The sequence below is a fragment of the Acinetobacter sp. GW821-FHT01E09 genome, assembly GCF_059422385.1.
The window spans coordinates 3,086,208-3,105,199 of sequence record NZ_JBWKWU010000001.1; the positions used below are offsets into that span (position 1 = coordinate 3,086,208).

General features: G+C 37.9%; 13 protein-coding genes and 1 pseudogene. 5 read left to right on the plus strand and 9 right to left on the minus strand.

Annotation, left to right across the window (positions count from 1 at the left end; genetic code table 11):
* Positions 1-853: 853 nt before the first annotated feature.
* Complete coding sequence (locus AC07U8_RS14150; protein WP_494738125.1) at positions 854-3,037, plus strand: solute carrier family 23 protein; 2,184 nt, start codon at positions 854-856, stop codon at positions 3,035-3,037.
* A 272-nt stretch (positions 3,038-3,309) separates the two neighbouring features.
* Here AC07U8_RS14150 and AC07U8_RS14155 read toward each other — a convergent pair whose 3' ends face one another.
* From AC07U8_RS14155 to AC07U8_RS14195, 9 genes are all read right to left on the minus strand, one after another.
* Positions 3,310-4,278, minus strand: coding sequence for an esterase/lipase family protein (locus AC07U8_RS14155; protein ID WP_096734715.1), 969 nt, complete (start codon positions 4,276-4,278; stop codon positions 3,310-3,312).
* 969 nt (positions 4,279-5,247) lie between these two features.
* Positions 5,248-6,063 (minus strand): phosphonoacetaldehyde hydrolase, encoded by an 816-nt coding sequence (gene phnX, locus AC07U8_RS14160; protein WP_494738126.1) that lies wholly within the window; start codon positions 6,061-6,063, stop codon positions 5,248-5,250.
* A 194-nt stretch (positions 6,064-6,257) separates the two neighbouring features.
* Positions 6,258-7,391, minus strand: a complete 1,134-nt coding sequence (phnW, locus tag AC07U8_RS14165) for a 2-aminoethylphosphonate--pyruvate transaminase (RefSeq protein ID WP_494738127.1) — start codon at positions 7,389-7,391, stop codon at positions 6,258-6,260.
* Between the two features lie 56 nt (positions 7,392-7,447).
* Positions 7,448-8,602: a TIGR03364 family FAD-dependent oxidoreductase gene (locus tag AC07U8_RS14170; protein ID WP_494738128.1), complete on the minus strand. Its 1,155-nt coding sequence runs from the start codon at positions 8,600-8,602 to the stop codon at positions 7,448-7,450.
* 113 nt (positions 8,603-8,715) lie between these two features.
* Positions 8,716-10,431: a putative 2-aminoethylphosphonate ABC transporter permease subunit gene (locus AC07U8_RS14175; protein ID WP_244013450.1), complete on the minus strand. Its 1,716-nt coding sequence runs from the start codon at positions 10,429-10,431 to the stop codon at positions 8,716-8,718.
* The gene (locus AC07U8_RS14180; protein WP_494738129.1) at positions 10,425-11,618 is read right to left on the minus strand and encodes an ABC transporter ATP-binding protein; all 1,194 of its coding nucleotides are present in this window, start codon (positions 11,616-11,618) and stop codon (positions 10,425-10,427) included. Before AC07U8_RS14180 ends, AC07U8_RS14175 begins: the two co-directional genes overlap by 7 nt.
* 70 nt (positions 11,619-11,688) lie before the next feature.
* Positions 11,689-12,690, minus strand: a complete 1,002-nt coding sequence (locus AC07U8_RS14185) for a putative 2-aminoethylphosphonate ABC transporter substrate-binding protein (protein ID WP_494738603.1) — start codon at positions 12,688-12,690, stop codon at positions 11,689-11,691.
* Between the two features lie 149 nt (positions 12,691-12,839).
* Positions 12,840-13,574, minus strand: a complete 735-nt coding sequence (locus AC07U8_RS14190; protein WP_419314418.1) for a UTRA domain-containing protein — start codon at positions 13,572-13,574, stop codon at positions 12,840-12,842.
* A gap of 179 nt (positions 13,575-13,753) precedes the next feature.
* Positions 13,754-14,083, minus strand: a complete 330-nt coding sequence (locus AC07U8_RS14195) for a hypothetical protein (protein ID WP_096734723.1) — start codon at positions 14,081-14,083, stop codon at positions 13,754-13,756.
* A 428-nt stretch (positions 14,084-14,511) separates the two neighbouring features.
* On the opposite strand from AC07U8_RS14195, the gene AC07U8_RS14200 reads away from it, so the two are divergent.
* The 4 genes and pseudogenes from AC07U8_RS14200 to AC07U8_RS14215 all read left to right on the plus strand — a co-directional run bounded on the left by AC07U8_RS14200 (position 14,512) and on the right by AC07U8_RS14215 (position 18,967).
* Positions 14,512-15,048 carry a DUF4189 domain-containing protein gene (locus AC07U8_RS14200; protein ID WP_004822976.1) on the plus strand — a complete coding sequence of 179 codons (537 nt, stop codon included), beginning with the start codon at positions 14,512-14,514 and terminating at the stop codon, positions 15,046-15,048.
* Between the two features lie 403 nt (positions 15,049-15,451).
* Positions 15,452-16,258 (plus strand): alpha/beta hydrolase, encoded by an 807-nt coding sequence (locus tag AC07U8_RS14205; RefSeq protein ID WP_244013458.1) that lies wholly within the window; start codon positions 15,452-15,454, stop codon positions 16,256-16,258.
* Between the two features lie 442 nt (positions 16,259-16,700).
* On the plus strand, positions 16,701-17,969 hold the full coding sequence (locus AC07U8_RS14210) for a tyrosine-type recombinase/integrase (RefSeq protein WP_494738604.1): 1,269 nt from the start codon (positions 16,701-16,703) through the stop codon (positions 17,967-17,969).
* 65 nt (positions 17,970-18,034) lie between these two features.
* Positions 18,035-18,967, plus strand: a pseudogene (locus tag AC07U8_RS14215) (IS5 family transposase).
* Positions 18,968-18,992: the final 25 nt, after the last annotated feature.

Below are 18,992 nucleotides of genomic sequence, written 5' to 3' on the forward strand. Positions count from 1 at the left end.
AGCTTTAAAAAAACGAATGTCGTCTTCAATTTAGTCCCTTAAATAATTATCCATCTAGTAATCCATCCATTTATATTTTTTGACATTTATAGCGCAAAAGTGTTCAAAATCAATATTGTGAATAATATTAAAGATAGTCATGAAGGTAAAAAGTATTTTTTTAATGAAATTGTATCAGCTCCTGCCTCCTACTAAGCGAGTTGTACTCAACAGACCGATTTAGTTGAAAATCCATTTCAGATACAAATGAAATATAACATGTTTTTTCACATGATATAGCACCAACAGATGAGTAGATAAAGTAAATATATCCGCAAGCATTGTGTAGTTAAAACCCCGCAATACTCATTTTTATTCACTTAAATAAACAACCAAATTCACGTGAAAAAACATATTTTCTAAAATATTTCATAAATCCTACAAAACCCAATATAAAAACAATATAAGTTTTACATCTGAATAATTTTTTGGAAAAATATCTCACGACTCGCAAGTAAAACTTACCTATTTAAAAACAAATAGATCATCATTTTTTATTGATCAAATGATAAGTTACATAGAAGTACTCGACTCTTTTCCTGCTTAAAAACCTAAAAATCAAATTAAAATTAACGTATTAAAATACTTATAATTTAACTAAATTGTTCGAATAAATATTTAAGAATTTCTTTAATATTCAGAAAAATTTATCATTTGTAAAGCTGATATAGAGTTTCTTTCATAATCTGTTGTCATTTGGTCTTTATTAAATTTTACCGACACATTCTCATCTAACTTAGGCAAGTTTGGTGTACAGCGTGAAACAGGCTGTATCCGAATGCATATCAAACTTATAAATTTGCCGAGAATATTTATGCAACAGGAATTGGTTCCCAGAAGAAAGTTTTATACAAATGATTTGCTCTCAGGTTTAGTTGTTTTTTTAGTTGCTCTACCGCTCTGTTTAGGTATAGCCAGTGCCTCAGGTGCACCCTTGATTTCCGGTATTATTGCGGGTGTCATTGGTGGAATCGTTATCGGTTATTTGAGTGGTTCTCATATCAGTGTATCAGGTCCCGCTGCTGGACTTACCGCTATTGTTTTAACACAGCTAGATAAGCTTGAAGGCAACTATCAAGCTTTTTTATTTTGTTTGGTTTTAGCTGGTCTCATCCAATTATTTTTCGGGTTATTTCGGTTGGGAACCTATTCAAATTTTATCCCAACCAATGTGATTATGGGGCTTCTTGTTGCCATCGGGTTAATCTTGATTATCAATCAGCTTCCTCTGCTCTTTGGAATCAAAACTGAAATCCTTCAACAACGTTGGGGCGAAGGGATAGGCCTATTACAGCATTTTGATTATGGTGCGGCAATCATTGGTATCTCTAGTGTATTCATTATTTTATTGTGGGATAAAACACCTTTAAAAAAATTGGTTGTACCCTCTGCACTTATTGCGGTTATTTTTGCTGGACTCTTAAACTATTTTTTTATCAGTACCCATTCCAGCCTCGCAGTCAGCACTGAACATCTGGTCAATCTTCCCAATATCTTTTCAGGTGTTGAATCAATTATCAGTTTCCCTGACTTCACTCAATGGAATAATCCTATAATTTATACAGGTGCTATTACGCTTGCGATCGTCGCCTCGCTTGAAACACTATTAAATCTAGAAGCTGCGGACAAAATGGATCCGCAAAAGCGTGCCTCTCCGCCAAACAAAGAGTTAGTGGCCCAAGGTATCGGAAATACCATGTCTGGTTTAATTGGAGGTATGCCGATTACCTCAGTGATTGTTCGAAGTTCAGTCAATGCAGCAAGTGGTGCAAAGACTAAATTCTCTGCAATTTTTCACGGTGTTTTATTGATTATTGCGGTTTTATTCCTGACACCATTAATCAATGTTGTTCCATTATCTTCCCTTGCGGCTATTTTAATTTTAACTGGTGTGAAATTAGCCAGCCCTTCACTTTTTAAACGAATCTATGGTCAGGGATGGAAGCAATTTCTACCCTTCATTGTAACGGTTGTTGCAATTATCGCGACGGATCTACTTATTGGTATTTTGTTAGGGCTGTTGATTAGCTTTATCATTGTATTAAAAAATAATTTATTCCGTGGTGTTCGTATCATCCACGAAGCACATTTGCATGGAAATATTACCCGTATTGAACTGGCACCCAATATTAGTTTTTTAAATCGTTCAGCGTTGGTTTCTGCCTTAGAGAAAATAGTCAGTGGTGATACTGTAGTGATCGATGCGTCGAATACCTATTATATTGATCCGGATGTATATCAAGTAATTAAAGATTTTAGGGATGAAACAGCTGCAGAAAATGGTATCGATGTAAAACTAATTGGCTTTAAAATACATTATCCTGAAATTAAAGAAGAAGAACTGGATATTGATGTCAGTACTCAGGAAATTCAACGACAACTTACGCCTGCACAAGTGTTTCAGCTACTCAAAGAAGGCAATCAACGATTCGTTAACCATGAGCGGATTTATCATAATATTGCCCGTCAAATTCAAGTTACTGCACAATCTGGACAGCATCCATTTGCAGCCGTTCTAGGCTGTATGGATTCACGTGCACCAACAGAACGGATTTTTGATGTCGGTATTGGTGACTTATTTAGTCTACGCATTGCTGGAAATATTGCGGGCGAAAAAGTATTGGGTTCTCTAGAGTTCGCCTGTAAGAGTAAGGGTTCCAAATTAATTTTAGTATTGGGTCATACAGATTGTGGTGCAGTGACAGCAGCTTGTCAGATGTATGAACAAAAAAAGGATATCACTCAACTCAACGAAACCCCACATGTACAATATTTTCTTAAACCGATTATGCAGGCGGCAGAAAACGTACATAAAGAAATGACTGATTACCAACTCACCAGTAATTTCATTCAGGCGGTGACCATTGCAAATGTACAAAATAATATTGCCTATATCTTAAGAAATAGTCCAGTACTGAAAAAGATGGTCGAAGAAGGTGAAATTGGCATTGCAGGTGGTATTTATGATGTAAAAACAGGAAAGGTGGATTTTTTATAAAGTCTATACCTGCATGATTTCGTTATGATCTGTATAAGGATATCAGCATAAAACTGGTCTTAAAGACAAGTGTAATGATCGACATGGATGTCATCTTCCCCTTTTACAAAGATCTCTAATAAATCTTTATCAGCTTTCTATTCATAGATAAAAAAATCTAAATTTTTAGAAAAGATTAAACCTAAAGCCAATCATTGTGTTCTAAACAAAAGAAGCCTGAATATTCAGACTCCTTTATGATGTGCTTAGGGTCTATTGCTTATGATATACCCTTATAACCCTTCAAGTTTTAGACGATTGACCTGTTGACGATAAAGTGACACAGGATCTGGTCCAAACCATGCTTTTAACCCTAAAATCTGATTGATTTCATCTAGGTGTGTTTGATTATAGTCGTCTCGAATCACCTGGCCGAAATGTGCATTGCAACGGTTAACCAAACCATCATTGTCATTATTTTTATAAGATCTCGGTGCCATGGTGGAAATGGCAACATCAATGACATCAAGTATATTGGTTGCTTGAGCTTTACCTGTCCACGAATAATGATAAACCCCATTACTGGTAATCTTCTGACCATTGCCACAATCAGATGGAATTGCTGCAGTTGGGAAACGCGCATTGAATTCAGCAGAACCCTTTTCACTTAATGATTTCAATGAGCGATCCAGACTAATTGGCAAATCAGGATTACCTTGTAAGAGTAGTTCCACTGGCGCAACGATATACTGTCCTAGGATTGTAAATAAAAATTTCTCACTAGGATTATCCAACATATCATCTCCCACTTTGGACCCTTTAAACGTTCCAGCAACAGCAGTGAGTGAAGCGACTTTCTCAGGTGCAATGGCTTCAATATAACGAATGGTCGGTCCACCATGACTATGACCAATTAGATTAACTTTTGACTTTCCTGAGAGTGCCAAAACTTCATCTACTTGTTGTAGCAACTGCTCGCCACGAACTTCGGTGGATTCTAGTGGAGAAACCTGTGTTGCATAAACCGTCGCGCCATTACGTGCCAAATCGGGAAGAACCTGATAAAAATAATCCATACCAAAAGCTGTAGGACCGAGTCGAGTAAAACCAAACATCCCATGGTTAAATACAACTGGATATTTGGTTTTTGCATAATCAGAAGCCACATAGTTGCTGCTAACGCTCTGTAAACCAGAAGCAAAAACTGGCATAGCCAATGTGGCCAAAGCCACAATACTGGCGGTGAGTAAAGTCTGTTTCATATATTTCCCTGTTAGCTGAATTTCTTTTTATTTAGAAATCAGCATCATTCACGTTATAAATCCTCTATAACCATGCATTTTTTGTTTTTTTGCATAGTGCTCCTCATAAATAAAGCTGTCATCTAAAAGCCTTATTTACTCAATCCTATTTACCCTCCTTGGTTATGGATATATTCAAAGTTGTGTAGGCACATTTATTCTGGTTGATTGCGTAAATGAAATGACTGCATTTGTTTGACTAAATCACGCAGTGTCCTCATATCTTTTAGTTTTGACTGTTGCTGAATTTCTTCTTTTCGGCCTTTCTAAAAGCACATTAAATTATTTTTCCAGTTTTGAGCTTACTCAGTAGCTGAAAGATTTTCATGATCTATCACGTTTATTCACTTAACTGTGTAAATTTTGTAAGTCGCTTACTTATCTAATTAGATCGCTAGCCTCTTCACCCAAAAGAAAGAGGTTTTGCAGCTTTCTCATATTCAAGAAAGCCCATTGATAATATTTAAAATATTCCTCAATCATATTACGGGGCGTTGATGACTTTGTTGTTTTGGATATGAAAAGAATGAAAAGTAACTCATCAGTTCATTTTACTGAAAAAGCTGAGATACAACTTTAGAGATGCTGTGTGAAGCCAAGAAAATCGTCCCGTTGGTTAAATACCACCTAAACAAATACATGTGAATAGTCATCACTATTTGTAGGGCAGCTTACATTGCAAAACATTGAATGGAAGCTATTAGGCAACATAAGTTTTATAAGAATAATTTTGGAAAACCGTACTCGCTTCCTTATAAAATCGATTTAACTCATAGCTTGGTCTACCACAAACAACCAAGCAAACACTCAAGTTAATTAAACAATTTCTCATGGATTCATCATTTTCATGCAGCATGAGGAAATTAAAAAAATAATTGATATTTCAGCTTTAAAAAAATACCAGTCATAAAGACTGGTATTTATCATCTATTAAGGCTTTTCACCATTTGCTAAACGCTGTTCAATCGCATCCAATACCGCAGGTAAGTCAGCAATACTATCAATCACATAATGTGCACCTGAAGCATTCATTTTTGCGTATGCTTTTTCTTTTAAACTTAGTTGTTCAGACGCTGAAAGTGCAGACCACTCTTCGAAGCTTAGCCCCACTTCATTCCCACTGATGGCCAAGCCCACAGTCCAACAACCAGCGTTTAAACCTTCTTCGATGCCGATCACTGTATCATCCACTTTCACCACAGTTTTAATATCTAACACATCAAGTTCAATTAAGTTTTTCCACAATATTTCAGGATATGGACGACCATGTTTCACATCACTGGCTGTGATAGTACAGTCAGGCACATAACCTTGATCAGCTGCATCTTGCACCAATTGACCAATCATCATCGAAGCATAACCAGTATTACTGCCAATTTTTGCACCACGGGCACGAATATCAGCAAATGCCTCTAATGCCCCCGGAATCAATTTTGAGCAGCTTGGGATGCTTTTCAATTGGTATGGAATAAAGTCCTGATATAAACGGTCAATATCCGCCACAGTCACTTCAGCACCATGTACCTGTTTCCACGCACCTGCAACACGCGGCATTTTCAACACTGCCGCAATGTGATCACGTTTTTCCAAACCCATTGGCGCACGTGCTTCTTCAATTGAAATTTCAACTTTATTGTCTGCAAATAAAGCCATAAATGCCAAAATGGGTGCACGTGAACCAAAATCTACTGTTGTACCTGCCCAATCAAAAACCACGGCTTGTAATGCTGAATTTGAAGTGTTCATAAGTTTGTCCTTTTCATTTCTCAAAGTTAAAAATAGCTGTCATGCGTAAGTTGAGTGTTGCGTAATATTTAATTTCTAATGGAAGTTCGCTCTCCTTTTAAAAGGAGAGAGCTAGAGAGAGGATTTATAATCTCCCCATCCAAACCTCCGCCCTGAGCCATAAATGGCACAAGAAAAGGAGCTGTGAATTCCAATCAAATACGATAGTGCTCAATCGCTGTTAAAAGCCGTTCAATATCATCTAAATAAATCTCTCCGATATTGCCGATACGGAAGCAATTTAAGTCGGTGACTTTGCCGGGATAGATCACAAACCCTGCTTGTTTCAGATTTTCATACAAGGCTTGGAAACTAAAATCGGCTTCATTTGGATATAAAAATGTGGTGATAATTGGAGATTGTGGTGCGTCTTGCTCTAAAACCATTTCAAAACCAAGCACTTGCATACCTGCGGCTAAACGTTTTTGATTATTGAAATAACGCTGATAACGTGCGGTTACTCCGCCTTCTTGTTCTAATTCTAAAAGTGCTTGATAAAAAGCACGCACCACATGAGTGGGCGAAGTAAAACGCCATTTACCATTATGCTGTTCCATGGTGTTCCATTGGTCATATAGGTCCAAACTGACTGAACAAGCCAAGCCTTTGCACGCTTGTAATTGCTCACGTTTTGCCAAAATAAAACCAAACCCTGGTACACCTTGGATGCATTTATTGGCACTTGAAATCAAGAAATCAATTTCAAGCTCTGCAATGTCCATTGGCACGCCACCAAAAGAACTCATCGCATCGACAATCCACACTTTGTTTTTGGCTTTGACAATGCGTCCAATCGCTTGAATTGGATTTAATAAACCGGTGGTGGTTTCGCAATGCACACATGACACATGAGTGATGCTGTCATCTTCAAGTGCTTTTTCGATATCAGCCAGTTGGGGAATTTGCATTTCAGGGTAGCGTAATTCCACCACGTCAATGTTCAAACATCGAGCCATTTGCACCATGCGTGCGCCATATGCCCCGTTATTGATAATTAAAATTTTGCCATTCTGTGGAATCGCCGAACCTAACACTGCTTCTACAGAGAAACTCCCACTGCCTTGCATCAACACAGCACTATATTGTTCAGGTTTTGCAGTTGCCAACGCCACCAAACGACTGCGTATCTCCTGAACCAATGCGTTATATTCTTTGTCCCAAGTACACCAATCACGTTGCATCACACGACGCACACTTTTCGAGGTAGACAATGGTCCCGGTGTCAACAGTAAGTATTCATTTTCAACATCGTTTTCAATTGTGTTTGCAAATTCAATTTGTGCGTTCATTTCGCCTAACCTTTGTTCAATTTCATACAGTATAAATAAATCTGGTTTAAACCAGATTAAAAAATATAATTTTCTAACATTTCTTTCATAAATCCTGCGCCTGTGGTCATGCCTTTGCCTGCAATCGCACTGACAAGGAAAATATTGGTTTCAGCTTCCATCACACATGCCAATTCCGTAGGATGAGTCAGATAGTAACCATTCCAACGAGATTCAATTTCAGGTAGTTCTAAGCCAATATTTTCTTTGCAATATTGCAAAATGAATTGGTTAATTTCTTCACGTTGATTAAATTGTGGTATATCATCAATCGGATAATATTCATGGCTATCGCCCAAAATAATTTGTCCGAATTCATTTTGTTTAATCAGGATATGAATACCGTATTTTTCAACTAAACCAATTTGTGATTCATTGCGTAAATCTTGATGACTTGGGCAAATCTCAAAAGCGGGATAACGAGAGATCGACAATCCTGAATAAATCGAAGCTTTGAGATTGACTTTTAGCGGTTTGGTTAATGCCATTTGTAAAGTACAACGCAATAAACCTTTTTGTTGTAAGAGCTCGGGATACAACAATTGTGTCTCTTCACCATGACAAATCATGACTTTATTTGCGGTAAATGTTTGACCTGACGCCAAGCGAATATGCGCCATGCCTTGGTTAAATTGCGTCAGTACCACAGAGGCATTGCAATGAATTTGTACACCAAGTTTTTCGGCATATTGCAACAAACGCAGTCCCACCAAATGTGGCTCAACTGAATAATCTTCATGAAAAACCATACCACCACGTAGCGCAGTTTCTGGATTTAAATAAGCATATTGATCAAACAGTTGCTGCTTAGACAATAGACTTACAGGAATCTGATAATCAGCTGCAGCTTGAGCAAACTCGTTTAATACTTGCCATTCAAGTTCAGTATTCGCAAGATACAAGCCATTTCGCTGTTGAAATGAAATATCAGTTTGTGCCTGAATCCGTTGATAAAATTGACGGGTTGCCAAAGCATATTCACGCCATTTCGCATCAGGATGGCTTAGCGTCGAAGTCCCAACCATGCCAAAGTTACGGCGAGTCGCACCTATAGGTTGTGCATATTTTTCAAAGACTTGTACCTTTAAGCCTTGCTCTGCCGCTTGGATCGCAGCCGATAATCCTAAAATGCCTGCACCGACAATAATTAAGTCAAATTGTGCTGTATTCATTGTCTTTTCCACCTTATCTACTTTTTTTAGCACGCAAAATCCCCAGCGCCTAAAAGAAAGCGTTCAATTCAAATGGTTTAGTTAATTAAAAGATTGACTGAAAGATCAATTTGTTATGAATGTGTTTGCTCACGCCAACGTTGTGTTGACACCATCATTTTCCGAGTGAATAACCAATGCAGCAACTTGACTGCACATGAGGTGAGTAAAATCAAAATACTCATCGCCACAGCTGCCACGGTATCACCTGCATCATCCATATTCAGCACCGCCACCGATGCCAAATTGGTATCAGGTGAATAAAGGAAAATCGCAGCTGAAACAGTAGTCATGGCATTGACAAATAAATACACCAACACATCACACAGCGCAGGAAAGGTTAAAGGCAAATATACTTTGCGGAACATTGTCCAATGTGAAGATCCTAAACTTTGTGCAGCATGATCAAGTTGATTCGGGATCTGTTGAATCGCATGCGTTAAGGTCAAATGTGGCACAGTGTAATAATGAATAATGGTTGAAATCACCAACAGCGTCATCGTACCGTAAACGAAAGACACAGGATTTTGCGGTGCATTAAAGAACAAGATATAAGCAATACCCAACACCAAGCCAGGCACAGCCAAAGGTAATAACACCAAGACTTTTACATAGTTTTTAAGTAAAGGATGTGCTTTAAAACGGGTACTAAATAAGGCAATGATGAAAATTATCATCGTACCGAAAACTGTACTGAACAATGCCAATTTGATTGAGTTAAAATAACTTGCCCAACCACCACCATCAACATAGTCAAAACGATAATGATTTAAGGTCATTGACAAATCATAGGGCCAATAGCGAATGAATGATGCGAGAATCGCAGTCACAATAATCAGTAAAATGCCGCCTGAAATCACCCCACAAAATACAGTTAATGCTTTTTCAATTCGAGGATTGGCACGCAAACGATAAGGCTGAATTTGGAAATTTTGATAACGTTCCTGATGACGACTTTGGTATCGATCAAAAATGAATGCCAACACCGCAGGACAGAGCAATAAAATCGAAATGACGGCACCCATGTTCATATTTTGTTGACCAATGATCTGCTTATACACATCCAACGCCATCATATTGAATGAGCCGCCAATCACTTTGGGAATCCCGAAATCGGTAATGACATAAGTAAATGCCACCAGACAGGCACTGACTAAACCATAACGAATCGCAGGAAAAGTCACAGCCCAATGGGTTTGTAGTGTATTTTTTCCTAAAGCATGAGAAGCCTCAATCAAATGTTGGTCAATATGGCGAAATGCGCCCATCATCAACATGACCATGGCAGGAAATAGCCAAAAGCAATAACTGATCAAAATGCCTAGTGGACCATAAATTTCCACCTCTCCCAGCATGCCCTTAAACACACCTTGCTGACCAAACAAATACACCAAAGCCAATGAAGGCAAAAGTGAAGGCGCAAGAATCGGTAAAAATGCCACGGTTTTAAAGAAAGCTTTGCCTCGAATATTGCAATTGATCAATGCAAAAGCATAAACACTTGCCAAGCTCACCGTAATCAACATGGCTGTAATGGCGATCCACATCGAATTAAAAATCGATGAGATTAAGGCCGGATTGGAAAAATAAGCTGTAAAGTTATCCAACCCGACAAATTGATGCTGTTCATTTAAAAATGCGCTTTGCATCAATACGATTAAGGGTGCAATCAAACTCAAGGTGAATAGAATTGCTGCGACAAACAACACCGCACTTGAACGCAATGAATAACGAAAACGATGTGCTGTTTGACTACTTAATAAAGCATCTGCGGCAGACTGATTTAACATCTCGCATGCCCTCGTGAATCAAACACATGTAAGTCACGAATCGGCACTTGCAGATACATTCCATCTTGCACAACCGCCATATGTTGATGATCCACATCAACTTGCAACATATTGTCATCGACCTGATTTTGGTTTTGTACCATGCAGAATAAACGACGTTTTGCGCCTAAAAACTCAGTATTGACAATACGTACAGCTAAATTTAAATATTCAGTAGAAGATTCATTTCCAGCAACTAATTTGACATTTTCAGGTCGAAAAGCAATTTCATAATGTTCATCTTGGGCAAAGTTTAAATGTAGAAATTCAATAAAAGAATGCTCATTCATTTTTAAACGATGCGTATCGACCGCCACTGTCTGTATAAAATTCATCGAACCAATAAACTGTGCTACAAAACGGGTTTGCGGTTTGTAATAAATATTATGTGGTGTATCGAGTTGTTCAATCACACCTTTATTCATCACCGCCACACGGTCAGAAATACTTAACGCCTCTTCCTGATCATGCGTAACCATGATCGCAGGCAAATTTAATTGACATTGAATGGTACGAATTTTTTGGCGGAGGTTTAAACGTACCAACGCATCCAAAGCGGACAAAGGTTCATCCAACAATAAAACATCAGGATTGGGCGCAATCGCACGGGCTAAAGCCACACGCTGTTGCTGACCACCTGACAATTGATTGGGATATTTTTCTGCAATATTGGGCAATTCAATTAAGTTTAATAATTCATTGATACGAAATTGAATCTCTTGCGCTGACCAGTGTTTTTTATGCAAACCAAATGCAATATTTTCCGCCACTGTTAAGTTTGGAAAGAGTGCATAGTTTTGGAAAACAATGCCACATTTACGTTTTGCAGTATTAAAATGAGTAATTTCAATTTGTTGTTTAATCACTTTGCCATAATCAGGCTGTTCAAGCCCAGCAATGATGCGTAGCAATGTCGTTTTACCACAACCTGATGGACCTAAAAAGCTAACAAATTCACCTGCTTTCAGGTCAAGATTAATGTGTTCCAAGACACGGCTTGAACCAAAAGATTTTTGAATATCCATCACTTCAAGCACTGTTTTTGATTCTGCCATTTTAAACGTTCTTAAAGTTGAGAGCAGATGCCCTGCCGAATTTGGCATGGCTTGCCCTGTCCTACTATTTTGTAAATGCGATGGAATTTGCATACTGCACCTAGTTTTTAATCGTTAATTTTGAATAACTGATTCTGAATAGCTTGTTGTGTACATGGTTCAATTACTTTTCAAATTTTGCTGACCATTGTTTTAGAATTGATTCACGCTGTTCAGCTGCCCAATAAAAATCATTCTTCACCAATTGCTGCGCAAGATTTTTTGGGAAGTCTTGGTTTTTGCTATGAACATTTTGATGTGCCACCACTGAAAAGTTTTGTGCATAAGCTTCATTGGCAGCTTGGCTAACACTCCAATCAATAAACTTCTCTGCACTGCTGAGTTTTTTCGTACCTTTGACAATGGCTGAGGCTTCCATTTCCCAACCTAGCCCCTCTTTCGGATAGACAATTTCTAAAGGCGCACCACGTGATTTCAACTTAAAGCCCGGATAACCAAACGAAATTCCAATGACCGTTTCACCCTGAGCCGCCATCTTGCAAGGCTTCGAGCCTGAATGCACATATTGAGAAATGTTTTTATCGAGTGCCTGCATATATTGCCAAGCTTGCTTTTCACCAAAAATTTGCATCCATGCAGTCACATCCAAATAGCCTGTACCACTCGATGCCGGATTTGGCATCACGATTAACCCTTGATAAATTGGTTTAGTCAGGTCTTGCCATGTTTGCGGAATTGGTAGTTTTTTCTTTTCCAATTCAACAGTATTGACACAAACAGCCGACTCCCAAGCGGTCATGCCTGTCCATGTTGGAATGTCTTTTTGGCTATAAAAATCAGTTTTAAGTTGTTCGACATGCTTCGGGCGATACGGTTGCAATAAGTCTTTTTTTTCCATGACCAATAAACTGGTCAAAGCAAGTCCCATCACCACATCGGCTTGTGGATTCTTTTGTTCTGCTAATAATTTTGCGGTGATCACACCTGTCGAATCACGCACCCATTTTACTTTTAATTCAGGATGTGCTTTGCGTAATTCCCATTGATAACGCTTTAATTGATCAGCTTCAACCGCGGTATAGACCGTGATTTGCTCAGCATCATTCGAGGTTGAAGACGTGGTGCATGCCGTGCTGACACAAGCAAATAAAATACTTGTGCCCATGGCGAGGAGCTTTTTTTGCTGCTGTTTTAGATCCGGGCTCATTATGACATTCCTAACGAATGCTGCTTCTTGATAGCCTGTATTTCAACAAAAGTTTATGACAATTTAATTAATCTGGTTTAAACCAGATTAATTATTTTAATTCTTTATCATGACGCTTCAAAATGCAAATCGAGTACATCATGTAACCAATATTCTTGGTCAACATCGGTAATTACTCCATTTTGATCGCAGTTGGTACGGCAAATATATAACCCCATACTACCAACATTGACATGCAAAGCTTTGGCTTGTTGTTCTGATAATACTGTTGGATAGAGATTAATATGTGCTCGGGTCAATTGCCGTTGATAATGCTCTGCCATCAATATCGTAATAGAACCTTCTAATTGTTGTTCTAAGAATTGAGGAAATAAACTTGCATTGATACGTAAATGTTCAACTACCGCAGGACGACCATTGATACTACGACGTCGCCACATCGAATAAATATCATCACCCACCGAAATTTTTAAATGTGCTGCATCCCAAGAGGTCGCTTGCAGCAATTCCGCAGAAATCAATTCCGTACTTGGTACACCCCCTTGCTCAGTCACATATTGGTTAAAACTTTTAGTCGATTGCGGACGGTAAATAATTCGTGGTGCACGAACAAACCAACCACGGCGATCTAAACGATAGATGAGACCGTCCATTTCCAAAGCCAATAATGCTTCTCGAACTGCGACACGTGTGGTAGCAAATTGTTCCATCAACACACGCTCTGAAGCGAGTTTGGTATTGGCACTCCATTGCCCAGACTCAATCTCATGGGCAATAGCATCTCGAATGGCAATATATTTGGGAATACGTGGAGAAGTCGTTTCTTGAACAGGCATACACATTTATTTTGTGAAAATTTCTTCTAATATACTCAAATATCATGTCTAAGCGATGACATTTTTAAAATAAGCATAGTCCATACACAAGTTTTATGTTTTAAAAAAGCTCATCTTTTGATGAGCTTTTGGAGATCACAATGAAATGTGTTGAGTCTAATAGACTCATCTTTTTTCTCAAAGAATCACTTATTTGTTTTGTTTGGCATCTCCATATTTGAATGATCCATATCTTTCATTGAAGAAGGCATATTGGTCATTTTTGAATGATCCATTTGTGACATTTCTGAAGCGTTTCCATGCTGATGTTGCGTTGAGTTATTTGTTTGAGTTTTAGGATCAATGTTTGTTTTACAATTTTTTTCACATTTCTTTTGTTTTTTGTCTATTGGCTGTTCATCGACTGTTCTAGTCAATACTTTATCTTCATCCTCATGTGCCCATGTTTGAACTGTGGTCATTAAAGCACCCATACAGATTAAAGCTGTTACACTTCGACTAAGTACATTTTTCATGAGTTTCTCTCAGATTAAGTTTGTTGACTTTTACAATAAAATAATTTGCCAAACTTTAAAGTGACGTGAAAATGATATTTTAGTCAGCCATAATTATATGAGCATTTATAAAGCGATCTACAGCATATGATCACCGTATAAGGACTTTGGTGTTCTACTCATTTAATCAACTCAAAATGGGGGTTTTCCGAACAATTTGATTTTTTCTATAAAAAGAAAGCCAATGTTCATTTTAATGCCACATCAATTCGCTAAATTATTTCATTAAAAGACGGAACTAAAAAATTTAGGTGCTATCCTTTCTACCGAGAATGCACTGACATTTAAAAACACAAAAGAACTTATTATCATTTTAAAATATAGGAATTATATAGAATAATTCATAGCTTTCCTTATTATTAAGCAATGATTTTAAAGGAGTTTATAGAATGATATTGACAAATAATCAGATTTTTAATTTATCTATTTTCTTTATTTTTATCATTTATTTAACTATTGAGAATGTACATGCTGAAGGGAATTGTCCTTCAGGCTATTATCCTGTAGGTGGACAAGGTGTTCAAGGTTGCGCACCTATTCCAGGTGGAGGAAGTGGTGGATATACGAATCAAAATCCAACTTTGTATCCTATGATTGAAACATTATGGGGTGCGATTGCAGAGGATAAAAGTAAAGGCTTAAAAGGGCGTCCAATTGGTTTTACAAGAAATTTTAAATCTAAAGATGAGGCACAAGCAAAAGCATTAAAAGCGTGTCAACAGGATGGCGGACAAAAATGTGAAGTATCTAAAACCTATTCTAATCGCTGTGTTGCTATAGCTGATCCAATTAATGATGGTCAAAAATCAAAAATTTTACTGGATTTTTCAGAGGATGGGGCTAAAAAAGGTGCATTAGTGTTTTGTTTAAGTGAAAATTTACAGCCTTGTCGTATTGTATATTCTGGTTGTAGTCTCGGATACTAGCACTAACAAAAACATAATTTACTGGTTCATACCCCAAATGATGATTTTGCCTTTATTAATCTGCATAAAGGCAAAACAACTGTATACCAGAAACACTTCTTGGACTTTAAACCACGGCAATTTTTTTGTTGCAGAATCTATTTTCAGTAATTTGGCTTATCAACTCGAATTATAGCTATTGCGCTCTATATGTAATTAAAAAATAAAATGATAATTGATCTATTCCATTTCTTAATTTCAACGTATTCGTCATGTTAGTCCGATGTATCATTAAAATGGTTAAAAATATGAGCGATATCCAATTTCCATAAAGGAAATCAATAAGTAATACATTTTGAATTACGAGTTCCAAAAAGGAACTTTACTATGTATTATAAACTTTGAAAAATATTGGATAACCAAAATGAAAAAAATTGCTCACCAAATTCTGCGAAAGCCATTTTTTGGAAGATTCGAAGTACCTTGGATTTGGCCTCAAGCTATTTCTAAAGAAGACTGGGAGGCTGTCACTATTCCCTTAACTGGCCAGCAAACACTCGCAGGCTACTGGAAAAGTGCACCAGCAGCAAAAGCAACTTTAGTACTTGCTCATCCAATGGGAAAAGCGGCTAAAGCATTTTGGCTTCGTTACGGACATGCGGATCTATTTTTAAAAAATGGCTATAACGTACTTATTTATGATGCTAATGGTTTTGGAGAAAGTGAAGGATTCTCATTTGACTATCCCAATGATGTATATCATGCAGGGATATATGCTCAAAAGCGGACACCCGAATTAAATGTAGGTTTAATTGGTGCGTCATTTGGTGCGGCTTGGGGACTATGCTCATTAGCAAAAGATGGACACCCATATAAAATTGCAGTATTTGAAGGCGCATTTCCCACCTTACCAGAATTCTGGAAACATTATCCAGTCGCTCATGCAATACTCAAGGTATCAAATACAGTGCTACCAAAACTTAATCAGGAACTCAATCCGTTAGCAAAATCTACACAGGTAAAATATCAACCACCCATCTTATTAATGTATGGAGAAAAAGATATCTATACCCCACCCGAGTTTGGCCACCGGCTTAAAGTAGGGCTCGACCATGTAACACAAGTAGAAATTAAAATCTTCGCGGATGCAGAACATACTTATATTTATCGAGATTTCCCTGAACAATATTCAGAATGCGTAATACCCTTTTTAAAGCAGCATTTTGCTTAGAAACGGTTTTATTACAAACCTATCTCTAAAGGCTTATTCAGCACGATGATTCTTATATGAATAAGCCTGCAACTAAAATCGATGGAAAAATATTTTGTCCAGTTTGGAATGGCTCTGGATGCCGCTATTCGCTGAGATCGCGATCAATACAATAGCAGACAAATGTTGTGTAGCACCGTCAATGGACTTGAGTAGTCATCAGCTAAAATTTCGAATAGTGCCAAATTTGTGCCAAATAAAAAGGGAATCAAACTATTCGTTTGATTCCCTTTTTATTTGGCGGGAGCGGTGTCCGTATAACACCTGTATTGCACCGTCCAAACCAATCCAAAATAAATTTATTTTTCAGCAACTTAACAAAATAACATTCCAACCACGTCTTGCCTAATCCAATCATTTCCAATATTCTATGTGGGTTATTATGTGGGACAAGAACACCCCTATGCCTAAGAAAGCCAAAGAACTCTCTGCACTCAGTGTAGCAAAAATCAAAGAAAATGGTAGGCACGCTGTAGGCGGTGTCGATGGCTTACACCTGCGTATTGTGAATGACTCTCGTGCTTGGGTTCTACGTGTTGTTGTAGGTCAACGTTTTGATGAAAATGGTAAACAACAAGTCCATCGCCGTGATATTGGTTTAGGTTCATACCCTGAGGTATCCCTAGCTGAAGCGAGAACCAAAGCTCAAGAAATGAAAGCTCAAATCCGAAATGGAATCGATCCTATCCAACAAAAGCAAGATCAACTTCAGGCTTTACGTATTCAAAAACTTCGTGATCGTACTTTTCGTGAATGTGCTCAAATTGTGATTACGAATAAATCGCGTGAATTGAAAAATCAGAAACATATTGCACAATGGTCAACTACATTAGAAACTTATATCTACCCTATTTTAGGTGATCGTGTGATTGGCTCAATAACTAAAGTCGATATTGCCAAAGTTTTGGAACCCATTTGGACTGAGAAAAATGAAACCGCTAAACGGCTTCGTGGACGTATTGAAACTATTTTTGATTATGCCAAAGCCATGGAATATTTTGAAGGTGATAACCCTGCTGAATGGAAAGGTAATCTTGAACCTATTTTAGGTTATTTAAAACAGGTATCACGCCCTCACCCTTCTTTACCTTATGATCAGGTCGCTGAATTTATTCTGCACCTTCGTCAAAAAGATGGTATTTCACCAAAGGCTTTGGAATTTGCAATTTTAACAGCTTGTCGCTCTGGTGAAATCTTTGGATCCAAATGGCAAGAAATTGATTTTGGAAATAAAGTGTGGACTATTCCGAAAGAACGTATGAAAGCTGAAAAGGAGCATTGTGTTCCATTATCAGAACCAGCCATCGAATTATTAAAATCTATTCAGGCGGATACACTATCACAAAGCTACATTTTCCCTGCACCTCGTGGTGGTGGCATGCTTTCCGATATGTCCCTAACGGCTTTAATTAAGCGTATGCATGAACAAAAATTTAAAGAAAATGGCTTAGGCTATATTGATTCTAAACAAAATCGAGTCATTACAACACATGGCTTTCGCTCTTCTTTTCGTGATTGGTCAGCCGATAAAACTGACTATCCTCGTGAGGTCTGTGAGCACGTACTTGCTCATAAACTGCCTGATGAAGTTGAAGCTGCTTATTTAAGAGGCGCATATCTTGAGAAACGTAAAAGTTTGATGACAGACTGGGCTGAATTTTGCGAGAAATAATGGCATAAAGTGGCTTTGTTGCACAAACCTATCTCTAAAGGCTGATTCCACACTATAATGTTCAAATGAATAAGCCTCGCCCTAAAGTTTACCGTACTCTTAATTGGTCTTCATACAACCGAACTCTCATTAATCGTGGAAATATTGCCATTTGGTTTGATCCAAATACTCAGTGGTATGAACAACCGCATGGCAAACAAGGTCGAAATCAAACCTATTCAGATACAGCAATCCAATGTTGTTTAATGATTAAATCATTATTCCGTCTGTCTTTACGTATGGTCACTGGCTTTATTCAAAGTCTCATTCAACTTTTTGGCTTGGATTGGGCAGCACCAGATTACTCCACCCTTTGTAGAAGACAAAAGCATATAGATATTTCGATTTGCTATCAAAGAAGTAGTGGTGGACTCCATCTACTCATTGACTCTACTGGTTTGAAATTTTTAGGTGCAGGTGAGTGGAAACGTAAGAAACATCAGCCTGAATATCGTCGACAATGGCGTAAATTACATATTGGTATCGATGCTGAAACCCTGCAAATACGTGCAGTTCAGCTCACTACAAACAACGTCAGTGAATCCCAGATACTCGGTGATTTACTTAATCAGATTCCACCAGCTGAACCAATTGATTCCGTTTATACTGATGGAGCTTATGATACGAAACAATGTCGAGAAGTGATTTCCGATCGGCAAGCTCATGCAGTAATCCCACCCAGAAAAAATGCTAAACCTTGGAAAGATACAAAGATTAGCGCGTTAGAACGCAATGAACTGCTTCGAACAGTTAAACATTTGGGCAGGACTATATGGAGAAACTGGTCTGGCTTTCATCGCCAAAGTTTGGTTGAAACCAAGATTCATTGCGTCAAATTATTAGGGGATAATCTGACTGCAAGACATTTTCAAAGTCAGGTCAATTAGATTCATGCACGTATAGCAGTATTAAATAAATTCACGGATTTAGGAAAACCTCATACCCGAGTTGTATCTTAAATTTAGATAACTAGGGGAACTTTAA

What these genes read in the sequence shown, in the direction of transcription:
- AC07U8_RS14175 (WP_244013450.1), bottom strand. Translation starts at nt 10,431, where the DNA reads ATGTTAAATCAGTCTGCCGCAGATGCTTTATTAAGTAGTCAAACAGCA.
- AC07U8_RS14210 (WP_494738604.1), top strand. Translation starts at nt 16,701, where the DNA reads ATGCCTAAGAAAGCCAAAGAACTCTCTGCACTCAGTGTAGCAAAAATC.
- AC07U8_RS14185 (WP_494738603.1), bottom strand. Translation starts at nt 12,690, where the DNA reads ATGGGCACAAGTATTTTATTTGCTTGTGTCAGCACGGCATGCACCACG.
- AC07U8_RS14170 (WP_494738128.1), bottom strand. Translation starts at nt 8,602, where the DNA reads ATGAATACAGCACAATTTGACTTAATTATTGTCGGTGCAGGCATTTTA.
- AC07U8_RS14205 (WP_244013458.1), top strand. Translation starts at nt 15,452, where the DNA reads ATGAAAAAAATTGCTCACCAAATTCTGCGAAAGCCATTTTTTGGAAGA.
- AC07U8_RS14190 (WP_419314418.1), bottom strand. Translation starts at nt 13,574, where the DNA reads ATGTGTATGCCTGTTCAAGAAACGACTTCTCCACGTATTCCCAAATAT.
- phnW (WP_494738127.1), bottom strand. Translation starts at nt 7,391, where the DNA reads ATGAACGCACAAATTGAATTTGCAAACACAATTGAAAACGATGTTGAA.
- AC07U8_RS14200 (WP_004822976.1), top strand. Translation starts at nt 14,512, where the DNA reads ATGATATTGACAAATAATCAGATTTTTAATTTATCTATTTTCTTTATT.
- AC07U8_RS14150 (WP_494738125.1), top strand. Translation starts at nt 854, where the DNA reads ATGCAACAGGAATTGGTTCCCAGAAGAAAGTTTTATACAAATGATTTG.
- phnX (WP_494738126.1), bottom strand. Translation starts at nt 6,063, where the DNA reads ATGAACACTTCAAATTCAGCATTACAAGCCGTGGTTTTTGATTGGGCA.
- AC07U8_RS14155 (WP_096734715.1), bottom strand. Translation starts at nt 4,278, where the DNA reads ATGAAACAGACTTTACTCACCGCCAGTATTGTGGCTTTGGCCACATTG.
- AC07U8_RS14195 (WP_096734723.1), bottom strand. Translation starts at nt 14,083, where the DNA reads ATGAAAAATGTACTTAGTCGAAGTGTAACAGCTTTAATCTGTATGGGT.
- AC07U8_RS14180 (WP_494738129.1), bottom strand. Translation starts at nt 11,618, where the DNA reads ATGCAAATTCCATCGCATTTACAAAATAGTAGGACAGGGCAAGCCATG.